Source organism: Streptomyces sp. ITFR-21 (assembly GCF_031844685.1).
In the GTDB taxonomy this organism is placed as follows: Bacteria; Actinomycetota; Actinomycetes; order Streptomycetales; family Streptomycetaceae; genus Actinacidiphila.
This window is the reverse complement of the sequence record NZ_CP134605.1, coordinates 5,640,350-5,653,008: the sequence shown is the minus strand read 5'-3', so window position 1 is coordinate 5,653,008 and position 12,659 is coordinate 5,640,350. Positions and strand designations below refer to the sequence as shown.

The window sequence follows — 12,659 nt, the reverse complement described above, 5'->3', positions numbered from 1 at the left end:
TAGCTGCCATGAGCACCCCCACTCACACCGTCGACAACCAGCCGCCGCCCCTGGTCGGCCATGACGTGTACACAACGGACAACGCGCTCACCGAGGCGGTGGCCCGGCACGCCGACCCGGCCCTGCTGCCGGAGCTGACCGAGGAGCTCTCGGAGCTCGGCCGGGCCGCCGGGTCGGCGCAGGCGCAGACCTGGGGCACCGAGGCGAACGCGTGTCCACCGGTGCTGCGCAGCCACGACCGGTACGGCAACCGCCTCGACGAGGTGGACTTCCATCCGGCCTGGCACCGGCTGCTCGGGCACGCGGTCGGCGCCGGGCTGACCGACGCCTGGTCCCGGCCGGCCGGCCACCTGCGGCGGGCGGCGGGCTTCCTGGTCTGGTCGCAGGCCGAGGCCGGGAACGGCTGCCCGGTGTCGATGACGCACGCCGCGGTGCCCGCGCTGCGCGCCGACCCGGCGCTGGCCGCCGAGTGGGAGCCCCGGCTGGGCTCGCGGATCTACGACCAGCGGCTGGTGGCACCGGGCGGCAAGCCGGGCGCGCTGTTCGGGATGGGCATGACGGAGAAGCAGGGAGGTTCGGACGTACGGGCCAACACCACCCGGGCGCAGCCGCTGGCGGAGGACGGGACGTACGCGCTCACCGGCCACAAGTGGTTCTGTTCGGCGCCGATGTCGGACGCCTTCCTGGTGCTGGCCCAGGCACCGGACGGGCTGACCTGCTTCCTGCTGCCGCGGGTGCTGGCCGACGGCAGCCGCAACGTCTTCGCGATCCAGCGGCTGAAGGACAAGCTGGGCAACCGCTCCAACGCCTCCGCCGAGGTGGAGTTCGACCGGACCTGGGCCCGGCGGGTGGGTGCGGAGGGCCGGGGGGTGGCGACCATCATCGAGATGGTGGCGGCGACCCGGCTGGACTGCGTGCTGGGCTCGGCGGCGCTGATGCGGCAGGCGGTGGCGCAGGCGGTGCACCACGCCACGTACCGGGAGGCGTTCGGCGGGCCGCTGGTGGACAAGCCGCTGATGCGCAACGTGCTGGCCGACCTGGCGGTGGAGTCGGAGGCGGCCACCACCACCGCGCTGCGGCTGGCGGCGGCCTACGACGCCGACACCGAACAGGAGCGCTCCTTTCGGCGGTTGGCGGTGGCGATCACCAAGTTCTGGGTGACCAAGCGGTGTTCGGCGGTCGCCGTGGAGGCGCTGGAGTGCCTGGGCGGCAACGGCTACGTGGAGGAGTCGGGGATGCCGCGGATCTTCCGCGAGTCGCCGCTGAACTCGGTGTGGGAGGGGTCGGGGAACGTCCAGGCGCTCGACGTGCTGCGGGTGCTCTCGCGCGAGCCGCTGGCGCTGAACGCCTTCCTGGGCGAGATCGGGCTGGCCCGCGGCGCCGACCACCGGCTGGACCGGGCGGTCAAGGGGCTGCTGGCCGAACTGGCCGATCTGGACGGCGTGGAGGCGCGGGCCCGGCGGATCGTGGAGCGGATGGCGCTGGTGCTCCAGGGTTCGCTGCTGGTGCGGTTCGCGCCGGCCGCGGTCGCGGACGCCTTCTGCGCCTCGCGGCTCGGCGGCGACTGGGGTGCCACCTTCGGGACGCTGCCGCACACCCTGGGCCTGGCGGCGATCGTGGACCGGGCCCGGCCGGTGCTGCCCTGAGCCCCGGCAAGTACGGCGGACCGCCGGCCGGACCAGGCTCGGGCCCGCGGGTGGATCAGGGGCGGGCCCCGCACGGGTGAACACCAAGGGGCGACCCGTGCGGGCGGGTCGGCGGCGGCCGGTCGAGGGCGTCCGCCGCGGGCGGGTGAGGGTGGCGCCGCGCCGACTCGGCACCACCCCCGGTCCGCAGCCGTGCTCGGCACGGCCCACCGGTCACTGGCCTACCAGCGCGGTGACGTGCCGTCACTCTCCGTCCACGGGGCGCCCTCTCGCAACCGTTGCAGTCCGTTGCATACGATGGGCCGTACCCGATGTGCCGCATTCCCCGCGGACGGTGCGGCGCGGCGGCACCATGGAAGCGGTAGCGGCTCATCCAGGGCGGGGGTTCTGTGTCACATCTTCCGATCGGGCTGGGACGGCTGGACACCCTGGACGTCCGCACCTCGGCGCATCTGCTGGCGGCGGTACGCGAGGCCGCCCTCGCCGGCGGCACCCCGCCCCGGCCGCCGCGCGGGGTGATCGGCGAGTCGTGGCACCGGGCGCTCAGCTCGGGGGTGGACCCCGACACCGGAGGGTCCAACCCGCCGCTGAGCACCGACGAGATCGAGCAGCGCCGGCAGGCCACCGCGCTGGCCGAGATGCTGCCGGTGCTGCGCGACGGCCTGGTCCCGGTGGCGGACGCGGCCTGGCACATCATGGTGGTCACCGACGCCGACGGCCGGGTGCTGTGGCGGGAGGGCAGCGTGGCGGTCCGCAGGAGCGCCGACCGGCTGGGCTTCACCGAGGGCGCGTCGTGGAGCGAGGACACCGTGGGCACCAACGCGATCGGCACCGCGCTGGTCACCCGTACCCCCTTACAGGTGCACTCGGCCGAGCACTTCGTGCGCAGCCACCACGGCTGGACGTGCGCCGCCGCGCCGCTGCTCGACCCGCGCGACGGGCGGCTGCTGGGGGTGGTGAACGTCAGCGGCCCGGCCGCCACCGTGCACCCGGCCACCTTGTCGCTGGTGTCGGCGGTGGCGCGGGTCGCCGAGGGGGAGCTGCGCGGCAGGCACTGGGCCGCGGTGGAGCGGCTGCGCTCGATCGCGGCGCCGCTGCTGTCCGGGATGAAGGGGCAGGCGCTGGCCGTGGACCGCAACGGCTGGACCGCGGCGGTGACCGGGATGGCGCCCACCGACCGGGTGAAACTGCCGGTGGCGGTGGCGGCCGGGCAGGTGTGGCTGCCGGCGCTGGGGCTGTGCGCGCTGGAACCGCTGCCGGGCGGCTGGCTGGTCCGGGTGACCGGGCGGGAGCGCCCGCCGGGCGCCGGGCGGGTGGTGGTCGACGTGAGCCGGCCGGGCGGCTGGCTGGTGACCGTCTCGGGCCCGGCGGGCGGCTGGGCACAGCAGCTCACCCCGCGCCACGCGGAACTGCTGTTCGTCCTGGCGCTGCACCCGGAGGGGCGGACCGCGGCCGAGCTGGCGGCGGACCTGTTCGGCGACCCGAGCCGTACGGTGACGGTCCGCGCCGAGCTGTCCCGGCTGCGGCGCAATCTCGCCGGGGTGCTGGCGCACCGCCCCTACCGGTTCGCCGACGAGGTGGACGTCGAGCTGGTCCGCCCGCGCCGCCCGGCGGACCTGCTGCCGCACTCGACGGCCCCGGCGGTCGTGGCCGCGCGACGCTGACGGACCGTATACGGTGCCGCGCGGGCCCGGGAGCCGGCCGTACGGCGGCCGGGGCGGCACGCGGTACCGGGTCCGCGGCCGTACGCCCGTTCGCCGGACCGGCGGCGCCGACCGGCGCGCCGGGGGTGGTGCGGGCGGCGGCGCGGGCAGCGGGCGGCCCCACCGCGACGTCTCGACAAGTGGGATAAACTGGTCCACATGCTGGATCATGGTGGACTCGCCGGAGACCCGCATGCCACGCTTTCGACATGTCACGCATGGGAATCACCTTGGTGGGCCGGTCGCACGTCGACTTCTGCCGCGTGTCCAGCGCGAACTGTCCGGCGGGCTGACCACGCCCGCACCGGCCGCCGCGGCAGCCTCCCCCGGAACCTCCCGCCGTCCCCGTCGTCGTGGACGCGCGGAAAGCGCCGCCCGCGCCGCCGAGCGTGTCCGCTCCGCGTCCGCCGGGCCGTAGGGTGCTTCCGCGCCGAACCGACCGTTTCCCTGCCTGCCCGAAGGACGCATCGCCATGGCTTCCAGCCCCGACCAGCCCCAGACCTCCGAGGGGAGCGCCCCCACGGCGGGCGCCGCCGCGCGCCGCAAGGCCGGGCGCCATCGCGGCGAGGGCCAGTGGGCGCTGGGCCATTTCACGCCGCTGAACGCCAATGAGCAGACCAAGAAGGACGACGACGGTCTGCACGTGCGGACCCGGATCGAGACGATCTACGCGCACCGCGGCTTCGACTCCATCGACGGCGCCGACCTGCGCGGCCGGATGCGCTGGTGGGGTCTGTACACCCAGCGCCGCCCCGGCATCGACGGCGGCCGTACCGCGATCCTGGAGCCGGAGGAGCTGGACGACCGCTACTTCATGATGCGGGTCCGGATCGACGGCGGCCGGCTCACCGTCGAGCAGCTGCGGGTGATCGGTGAGATCTCGCAGGAGTTCGCCCGCGGCACCGCCGACCTCACCGACCGGCAGAACATCCAGTACCACTGGATCAGGATCGAGGACGTCCCGGAGATCTGGCGCCGCCTGGAGGCGGTCGGGCTGTCCACCACCGAGGCGTGCGGCGACACCCCGCGGGTGGTACTGGGCTCGCCGGTGGCCGGTGTCGCGGCCGACGAGATCATCGACGGCTCGCCGGCGATCGACGAGATCAACGAGCGGTTCATCGGCAGCGAGGAGTTCTCCAACCTGCCGCGCAAGTTCAAGACCGCGATCTCCGGCTCGCCGCTGCTGGACGTGGCCCACGAGATCAACGACATCGCGTTCGTCGGTGTGGAGCACCCCGAGCACGGCCCCGGCTTCGACCTGTGGGTCGGCGGCGGCCTGTCCACCAACCCCCGGCTGGGCGTCCGGCTCGGCGCGTGGGTACCGCTGGCCGAGGTGCCGGACGTGTGGGCCGGGGTAATCGGCATCTTCCGCGACTACGGCTACCGCCGGCTGCGGACCAGGGCCCGGCTGAAGTTCCTGGTCGCGGACTGGGGCGCGGCGAGGTTCCGGCAGATCCTGCAGGACGAGTATCTCAAGCGGGAGCTGGTCGACGGCCCCGCGCCCGAGCAGCCGCGGCAGGTCTGGCGGGACCACCTCGGCGTCCACCGGCAGCGCGACGGCCGCTACTACGTCGGCTTCGCCTCCCGGGTGGGCCGGATCGACGGCGGCACGCTGACCAAGATCGCCGCGCTCGCCGCCGGGCACGGCTCGGACCGGCTGCGGACCACGACCGACCAGAAGATGATCGTGCTGGACGTCGAGGAGGCCGAGGTCGCCTCGCTGACCGCGGGCCTGGAGGCGCTGGACCTCCAGGTCGCCCCGTCGCCCTTCCGGCGCGGCACCATGGCCTGCACCGGCATCGAGTTCTGCAAGCTCGCGATCGTGGAGACCAAGGCCCGCGGCGCCTCGCTCATCGACGAGCTGGAGCGCAGGCTGCCGGACTTCGACGAGCCGCTGACCATCAACGTCAACGGCTGCCCCAACTCCTGCGCCCGCATCCAGGTCGCGGACATCGGTCTCAAGGGCCAGCTCGTCACCGGCGCCGACGGCGAACAGGTCGAGGGCTACCAGGTGCACCTCGGCGGCGGCCTCGGCCTCGACCCGGGCTTCGGCCGCAAGATCCGCGGCCTGAAGGTCACCGCCACCGAGCTCCCGGACTACGTCGAGCGGCTGCTGACCCGCTTCCAGGCCGAGCGGACCGCGGGTGAGCGGTTCGCCCAGTGGGCGGCCCGCGCGTCCGAGGAGGCGCTGTCATGACCGAGCGCGCCGCGCCCTTCTACTGCCCCTACTGCGGGGACGAGGACCTGCGCCCGTCCGAGCAGGGGCACGGCGCCTGGGAGTGCCGGGCCTGCAACCGGGCCTTCCAGCTGAAGTTTCTGGGCCTGCTGGCCCGGGGGCTGACGCCCGGTCCCCCGGCCGGAGGCGAGCGGTGACCCTTGCGCCGCACACCGCGCGGGAGCTGCGGCGGCTGGCCGACCGGGCCGGCCGCGAGCTGGAGGAGGCGCCGGCGCTCGATGTGCTGCGCTGGGCCGCCGCCACCTTCGGCAGCCGCTGGTGCGTCACCTCCTCGATGGAGGACGCCGTCGTCTCCCACCTGGCCGCGCGGGCGATGCCCGGCGTGGACGTGGTGTTCCTGGACACCGGCTACCACTTCCCGGAGACCATCGGCACCCGGGACGCGGTGGCCGCCGTCATGGACGTCACCGTGCTGACCGTCACCCCCCGGCAGACCGTCGCCGAGCAGGACGCCGAGTACGGGCCGAAGCTGCACGACCGCGACCCGGACCGGTGCTGCGCGCTGCGCAAGGTCGCCCCGCTGGAGCAGGCCCTGCGCGGCTACGACGCCTGGGCCACCGGGCTGCGCCGCGACGAGTCCCCGACCCGCGCCGGCACCCCGGTGGTCGGCTGGGACGACCGGCGGCAGAAGGTCAAGATCGCGCCGATCGCCCGCTGGACGCAGGACGACGTGGCCGCGTACGCCGCCGAGCACGGTGTGCTCACCAACCCGCTGCTCATGGACGGGTACGCCTCGGTGGGCTGCGCGCCCTGCACCCGGCGGACGGCGGGCGGAGACGCCAGGGCCGGCCGCTGGGCGGGCCTGGGCAAGACCGAGTGCGGGATCCATCTGTGACGGCGCGGGCCCTGCGGGCGGCGGAGGCGGCCGGGACGGCAAAGGCACCGGCGTCGGACGGGCCGCGGGCGGCGGCCGCGACGCCGGAGGCCACCAGGGCAACGACCGGGACGATCGGGACCACACACCAGGAGGACGGAATGCGCACCGGGGCCACCGTCTGGCTCACCGGTCTGCCGAGTGCGGGCAAGACCACCATCGCGTACTCCCTCGCCGACCGGCTGCGCGCCGAGCGCCGCCGGGTCGAGGTGCTCGACGGCGACGAGATCCGCACGTTCCTGTCCGCCGGCCTCGGGTTCACCCGCGAGGACCGGCACACCAACGTGCAGCGGATCGGCTTCGTCGCCGAACTGCTCGCCTCCCACGGCGTGCTGGTCCTGGTCCCGGTGATCGCCCCCTACGCCGACAGCCGTGAGGCGGTCCGCAAACGCCACCAGGCGCAGGGCACCGGCTACCTGGAGATCCACGTGGCCACCCCGCTCGACGTCTGCTCGGAACGGGACGTCAAGGGGCTGTACGCCAAGCAGGCCGCGGGCGAGCTCACCGGCCTGACCGGCGTGGACGACCCGTACGAGGTACCGGAGCGGCCGGACCTGCGGATCGAGACGCAAGGGCGCACCGTCGAGGACTCCGCCGCGGCCGTACACAGGCTGCTCGTCGAGAAGGGCCTGACCACATGACGGCGACCGTCGGCACCACCGGCGCCACCGACAGCCCCTACGCACTGACCCACCTGGACACCCTGGAGTCCGAGGCGGTGCACATCTTCCGCGAGGTGGCGGGGGAGTTCGAGCGGCCGGTACTGCTGTTCTCCGGCGGCAAGGACTCCATCGTCATGCTGCACCTGGCGCGCAAGGCGTTCGCGCCGGCCCCGGTGCCGTTCGTGCTGCTGCACGTGGACACCGGCCACAACTTCCCGGAGGTGCTGGCGTACCGGGACCGTACCGTCGCCGAGCACGGCCTGCGGCTGCACGTGGCGAAGGTGCAGGACTACATCGACGACGGGCGGCTGCGCGAACGCCCGGACGGCACCCGCAACCCGCTGCAGACCGTGCCGCTGACCGAGACGATCCAGCGGGAGCGCTTCGACGCGGTGTTCGGCGGCGGGCGGCGCGACGAGGAGAAGGCTCGGGCCAAGGAGCGGGTGTTCTCGCTGCGCGACGAGTTCTCCCAGTGGGACCCGCGCCGCCAGCGCCCCGAGCTGTGGTCGCTCTACAACGGCCGGCACGCGCCCGGCGAGCACGTCCGGGTGTTCCCGCTGTCCAACTGGACCGAACTGGACGTGTGGCAGTACATCGCGCGGGAGGGCATCGCGCTGCCGGAGATCTACTTCGCGCACGACCGCGAGGTGTTCAGCCGGTCCGGCATGTGGCTGACCGCGGGCGAGTGGGGCGGTCCCAAGCCCGGCGAGCCGGTACGGACCCGGCGGGTGCGCTACCGCACGGTCGGCGACATGTCCTGCACCGGCGCGGTTGACTCCGACGCCACCACGCTCGCCGCGGTGATCGCCGAGATAGCCGCCTCCCGGCTGACCGAGCGGGGCGCGACCCGGGCGGACGACAAGATGTCCGAGGCCGCCATGGAAGACCGCAAGCGCGAAGGGTACTTCTAGCCATGACCGGCACCACGAGCCCGCTGACCGCCGAGCAGCTGTCGGCCACCACCCTGCTGCGCTTCGCCACCGCGGGCTCCGTCGACGACGGCAAGTCCACGCTGGTGGGGCGGCTGCTGCACGACTCCAAGTCGGTGCTGACCGACCAGCTGGAGGCGGTCGAGCGGGCGTCGCTGAGCCGCGGCCAGGACACGCCCGACCTCGCGCTGCTCACCGACGGGCTGCGGGCCGAGCGGGAGCAGGGCATCACCATCGACGTGGCCTACCGCTACTTCGCCACCGCCCGCCGCCGGTTCATCCTGGCCGACACCCCGGGCCATGTGCAGTACACCCGCAACATGGTGACCGGCGCCTCGACGGCCGAGCTGGCCGTGGTGCTGGTCGACGCGCGCAACGGGGTGGTCGAGCAGACCCGCCGGCACGTCGCGGTCGCCGCGCTGCTGCGGGTCCCGCAGGTGGTGCTGGCGGTCAACAAGATGGACCTGGTGGCGTACGCGGAGCCGGTGTTCGCCGCCATCGCCGAGGAGTTCACCGCGTACGCGGCCTCGCTCGGCGTGTCCGACGTCACCGCGATCCCGATCTCCGCACTGGCCGGCGACAACGTGGTCGAGCCGTCCGCCACCATGGACTGGTACGGCGGCCCGACCGTGCTGGAGCACCTGGAGACGGTCCCGGTCAGCCACGACCTCACCGGCTGCCCGCCGCGCTTCCCGGTGCAGTACGTGATCCGGCCGCAGAGCGCCGGGCACCCGGACTACCGCGGCTACGCGGGCCGGATCACCTCCGGCGTGCTGCGGGTCGGCGACCCGGTGACCGTGCTGCCGTCCGGCCGGACCACCACCATCACCGGCATCGACGCGCTCGGCCGCGCGGTGGACACCGCGTGGGCGCCGCAGTCGGTGACCGTGCTGCTCGCCGACGACCTGGACGTCTCCCGCGGCGATCTGATCGCGCCGACCGCGACCGCGCCCGCGGTCACCCAGGACATCAGCGCCACCGTCTGCCACCTGCACGAGCGGCCGCTGCGGGTCGGCGACCGGGTGCTGCTCAAGCACGCGACCCGGACGGTGAAGGCGATCGTCAGGGAACTGCCGTACCGGATCGACCTGTCCGCGGGGCTGGCCCGGGAGATCGGCCCGGCGGCCCTGGCCGTCAACGACATCGGCACGGTGGTGCTGCGGACCGCGGAGCCGCTGCCGATGGACGCCTACGCCGACTCCCGGCAGACCGGCTCGTTCCTGCTGATCGACCCCGCCGACGGCACCACGCTGACCGCCGGCATGACCGGCGAGGCGTTCACCGGGCCAGCGGCGACGGCGGACGACGACGGCGCCGAAACCGCGGCGGCGGACGACGACGGATGGGATTTCTGACATGGCCGACGCCTTCTCGGGCTTCGCCAAGGAGGGCGGGCGGGTCGGCAGCGGCTCGCTCGGCTCCGGTACGGGCGGGGTCGCGCGATGTGTGCGCTGACGCCCCTGGCCGCGGTCCCCGACCGCGGCTGGACCCCCCGTACGTCCCCGCCGCGCTGCACGCACCCCGCTGCACCGCTTTCGAAGACCTGACGACCTTCCGGCCGCGCCCCAGCGCGCGACACGCCGGGCCTTACGAAAGGACACCCCCGTGTCTGCCCTGATCCGTACCTCCCGCCGCAGAGCCCTCGCCGCCGCGGTCGCCCTGCCGGTCCTGTTCGGCGCGCTGGCCGCGTGCGGCTACGGCTCCGACGACGCGTCGGACGACAACGCCACCACCGCGCCCGCCGCGACCACCACCAGCGCGGGCGCCGCGAAGCTGTCCGCCGACGAGGTGCGGATCGGCTACTTCCCGAACCTGACGCACGCCACCGCGCTGGTCGGGCTGAAGGAGGGCTTCTTCCAGCAGGCGCTGGGCACCACCACGATCAAGGAGGCCACCTTCAACGCCGGCCCGGCCGAGATCGAGGCGCTGAACGCCGGTTCCATAGACATCGGCTGGATCGGCCCCTCCCCCGCGATCAACGGCTACACCAAGTCCGACGGCGCCAGCCTGCGGATCATCTCCGGCTCGGCCTCCGGCGGCGTGAAGCTGGTGGTCAACCCGAAGAAGATCAAGAGCCTGGCCGACGTCAAGGGCAAGAAGATCGCCACCCCGCAGCTCGGCAACACCCAGGACGTGGCGCTGCTGGCCTGGATAGAGTCGCAGGGCTGGAAGGTCGACGCGCAGAGCGGCAAGGGCGATGTGTCGGTGGTCCGCACCGACAACAAGATCACCCCCGACGCGTACAAGGCCGGCTCCATCGACGGCGCGTGGGTGCCGGAGCCCACGGCGTCCAAGCTGGTCAGCGAAGGCGCGAAGGTGCTGCTCGACGAGAGCACGCTGTGGCCCGACAACAAGTTCGTGATCACCAACGTGATCGTGTCGCAGAAGTTCCTGTCCGCCCACCCCGACGTGGTCGAGGCGGTGCTGCGCGGCTCGGTGAAGACCAACGCCTGGATCAACGCCAACTCCGACCAGGCCAAGGCCGACGCGAACGCGCAGCTGGAGAAGCTGACCCAGAAGGCGCTGCCGACGGACATCCTCGACCCGGCCTGGAAGTCCATCCAGGTGCTGGACGACCCGCTGGCCCGCACCGCGCAGGAGGAGGCGGACCACGCCGTGTCGGCCGGCCTGCTGAAGGCGCCCAAGCTGGACGGCATCTACGATCTGACCCTGTTGAACAAGGTCCTCAAGGAGCAGGGCGAGCCGGCCGTGGACGCGGCGGGTCTCGGTACCCAGTGACGTTGCCGCGCGGCTGAGCGGCGCGCCCGAGGTTCCCGCCTCCCGCCGCCGCACCCGTGCCCGTACCCGTCCGTCCCGCTCCACCCATCCATCCCCACCCGCATCCGTTCCCGAGGACCCCAGGAGGTGACACCCATGGCCGACACCCTCGCCGGCGCCGCGCAGACCGGGGAAGCCGCCGCGTACGCGGCCCGGCTCGACCACGTGTCGAAGGCGTTCGGCAGGCCCGGCGTCCAGCAGCTGGTGCTGGACGACATCACGCTGGACGTGCGGCCCGGGGAGTTCGTCTGCCTGCTGGGGGCCTCGGGATGCGGCAAGTCGACCCTGCTCAACCTGGTCGCGGGCCTGGACCGGCCGACCGCGGGGAGTATCAGCGCGCCCGGCGGCCGGCCGGCCCTGATGTTCCAGGAGCACGCGCTGTTCCCGTGGCTGACCGCGGGCAGGAACGTCGAACTGGCGCTGCGGCTGCGCGGGGTGCCGAGCGAGCGGCGGCGCCCGGAGGCCGAGCGGCTGCTGTCCCTGGTGCGGCTCGGCGAGGCGTACGGCAAGCGGGTGCACGAGCTGTCCGGCGGGATGCGCCAGCGGGTGGCGCTGGCCCGTGCGCTCGCCCAGGACAGCCGGCTGCTGCTGATGGACGAGCCGTTCGCGGCGCTGGATGCGATCACCCGCGACGTGCTGCACGACGAACTGACCCGGATCTGGGCGCGCACCGGCCTGTCGGTGCTGTTCGTCACCCACAACGTCCGCGAGGCGGTGCGGCTCGCCCAGCGGGTCGTGCTGCTGTCGTCGCGGCCCGGACGGATCAACCGCGAGTGGGTCATCGACATCCCGCAGCCGCGCCGGATCGAGGACGCGGCCGTGGCGGACCTGTCCGTCGAGATCACCGAAGAACTGCGTGGGGAGATCCGCCGCCATGGCCAGCACTGACACGGGCACGGCCGACAAGGGCCCGCGGGACTCCGGCGTCCCGGCACCGCGGGACAGCGCCGCCGAGCTGGACCTGTCCGGGCTGGAGGCGGGCCTGGACGCGCTGGACGCGGTCGTCGTCCGGCGGGCGCCGCTGGGGCGGCTGCTGCTGAAGAAGGTGCTGCCGCCGCTGTCCGCCGCACTGCTGGTGCTGGTGGTCTGGCAGCTCGCGGTGTCGGCCGGCTTCTCCGACCCGACGAAGCTGCCGAGGCCGCACGCGGTGTGGCAGGAGCTGGTGGACCGGTGGAACGCCGGCGACCTGTTCTCGATCATCTGGACCAGCGTGCAGCGCGGCCTGCTGGGCTTCCTGGCCGCGCTGGCCATCGGCACCCCACTGGGCCTGGTGGTGGCCCGGGTGCCGTTCGTCCGGGCAGCGATCGGGCCGATCCTGTCCGGGCTCCAGTCGCTGCCGTCGGTGGCGTGGGTGCCGGCCGCGGTGATCTGGCTGGGCATCGAGGACTCGGCGATGTACGCGGTGATCCTGCTGGGCGCGGTGCCGTCGATCGCCAACGGCCTGGTGGCCGGCATCGACCAGGTGCCGCCGCTGTACCTGCGGGCCGGCCGCAACCTCGGCGCGACCGGGCTGCGCGGCGCCTGGTACATCCTGCTGCCCGCCTCGCTGCCGGGCTACGTGGCCGGCCTGAAGCAGGGCTGGGCGTTCTCCTGGCGGTCGCTGATGGCCGCCGAGCTGATCGCGTCCTCCCCCGATCTGGGGGTGGGCCTGGGCCGGTACCTGGAGAACATGCGGGAGGGCTCCGACATGGCGGGCGTCTTCCTCGGCATCCTGCTGATCCTGCTGGTCGGTATCGCCGTCGACCAGATCATCTTCAGCCCTCTGGAGCGCTGGGTGCTGCGCAGCCGGGGCCTGTCGGCCGCGAACCAGTGAATCCCGCGCACACCGCCG

Annotated in this window: 11 protein-coding genes; all 11 read left to right on the top strand. The window is 73.6% G+C overall.

Translation table 11 applies throughout. The features are described from left to right. Positions 1 to 8: 8 nt before the first annotated feature. The 11 genes from RLT57_RS25280 to RLT57_RS25230 all read left to right on the top strand — a co-directional run bounded on the left by RLT57_RS25280 (position 9) and on the right by RLT57_RS25230 (position 12,641). Positions 9 to 1,646, top strand: coding sequence for an acyl-CoA dehydrogenase family protein (locus RLT57_RS25280; RefSeq protein WP_311299554.1), 1,638 nt, complete (start codon positions 9 to 11; stop codon positions 1,644 to 1,646). A gap of 389 nt (positions 1,647 to 2,035) precedes the next feature. Next, complete coding sequence (locus tag RLT57_RS25275) at positions 2,036 to 3,310, top strand: helix-turn-helix domain-containing protein (protein ID WP_311299553.1); 1,275 nt, start codon at positions 2,036 to 2,038, stop codon at positions 3,308 to 3,310. Positions 3,311 to 3,821: 511 nt separating this feature from the next. Next, positions 3,822 to 5,546: a nitrite/sulfite reductase gene (locus RLT57_RS25270; protein WP_311299552.1), complete on the top strand. Its 1,725-nt coding sequence runs from the start codon at positions 3,822 to 3,824 to the stop codon at positions 5,544 to 5,546. Continuing rightward, positions 5,543 to 5,722, top strand: coding sequence for a hypothetical protein (locus tag RLT57_RS25265; RefSeq protein ID WP_311299551.1), 180 nt, complete (start codon positions 5,543 to 5,545; stop codon positions 5,720 to 5,722). Before RLT57_RS25270 ends, RLT57_RS25265 begins: the two co-directional genes overlap by 4 nt. After that, entirely contained in the window at positions 5,719 to 6,420 is a 702-nt protein-coding gene (locus tag RLT57_RS25260) for a phosphoadenylyl-sulfate reductase (RefSeq protein WP_311299550.1), read from the top strand. The genes RLT57_RS25265 and RLT57_RS25260 overlap by 4 nt, the downstream gene beginning before the upstream one ends. A gap of 140 nt (positions 6,421 to 6,560) precedes the next feature. Further along, entirely contained in the window at positions 6,561 to 7,100 is a 540-nt protein-coding gene (cysC, locus tag RLT57_RS25255; RefSeq protein ID WP_311299549.1) for an adenylyl-sulfate kinase, read from the top strand. Then, positions 7,097 to 8,032, top strand: coding sequence for a sulfate adenylyltransferase subunit CysD (cysD, locus tag RLT57_RS25250; RefSeq protein ID WP_311299548.1), 936 nt, complete (start codon positions 7,097 to 7,099; stop codon positions 8,030 to 8,032). Before cysC ends, cysD begins: the two co-directional genes overlap by 4 nt. A 2-nt stretch (positions 8,033 to 8,034) precedes the next feature. Then, on the top strand, positions 8,035 to 9,405 hold the full coding sequence (locus RLT57_RS25245; RefSeq protein WP_311299547.1) for a sulfate adenylyltransferase subunit 1: 1,371 nt from the start codon (positions 8,035 to 8,037) through the stop codon (positions 9,403 to 9,405). Positions 9,406 to 9,655: 250 nt separating this feature from the next. After that, positions 9,656 to 10,789: an aliphatic sulfonate ABC transporter substrate-binding protein gene (locus RLT57_RS25240; protein WP_311299546.1), complete on the top strand. Its 1,134-nt coding sequence runs from the start codon at positions 9,656 to 9,658 to the stop codon at positions 10,787 to 10,789. 126 nt (positions 10,790 to 10,915) lie between these two features. Continuing rightward, a complete protein-coding gene (locus RLT57_RS25235) occupies positions 10,916 to 11,716 on the top strand; it encodes an ABC transporter ATP-binding protein (protein WP_399129357.1) in 801 nt (266 codons plus the stop codon). Next, on the top strand, positions 11,703 to 12,641 hold the full coding sequence (locus RLT57_RS25230) for an ABC transporter permease (RefSeq protein ID WP_311299544.1): 939 nt from the start codon (positions 11,703 to 11,705) through the stop codon (positions 12,639 to 12,641). The genes RLT57_RS25235 and RLT57_RS25230 overlap by 14 nt, the downstream gene beginning before the upstream one ends. The last annotated feature ends 18 nt before the right edge of the window (positions 12,642 to 12,659 follow it).

What these genes read in the sequence shown, in the direction of transcription:
- RLT57_RS25280 (WP_311299554.1), top strand. Translation starts at nt 9, where the DNA reads ATGAGCACCCCCACTCACACCGTCGACAACCAGCCGCCGCCCCTGGTC.
- RLT57_RS25270 (WP_311299552.1), top strand. Translation starts at nt 3,822, where the DNA reads ATGGCTTCCAGCCCCGACCAGCCCCAGACCTCCGAGGGGAGCGCCCCC.
- RLT57_RS25265 (WP_311299551.1), top strand. Translation starts at nt 5,543, where the DNA reads ATGACCGAGCGCGCCGCGCCCTTCTACTGCCCCTACTGCGGGGACGAG.
- cysC (WP_311299549.1), top strand. Translation starts at nt 6,561, where the DNA reads ATGCGCACCGGGGCCACCGTCTGGCTCACCGGTCTGCCGAGTGCGGGC.
- cysD (WP_311299548.1), top strand. Translation starts at nt 7,097, where the DNA reads ATGACGGCGACCGTCGGCACCACCGGCGCCACCGACAGCCCCTACGCA.
- RLT57_RS25245 (WP_311299547.1), top strand. Translation starts at nt 8,035, where the DNA reads ATGACCGGCACCACGAGCCCGCTGACCGCCGAGCAGCTGTCGGCCACC.
- RLT57_RS25230 (WP_311299544.1), top strand. Translation starts at nt 11,703, where the DNA reads ATGGCCAGCACTGACACGGGCACGGCCGACAAGGGCCCGCGGGACTCC.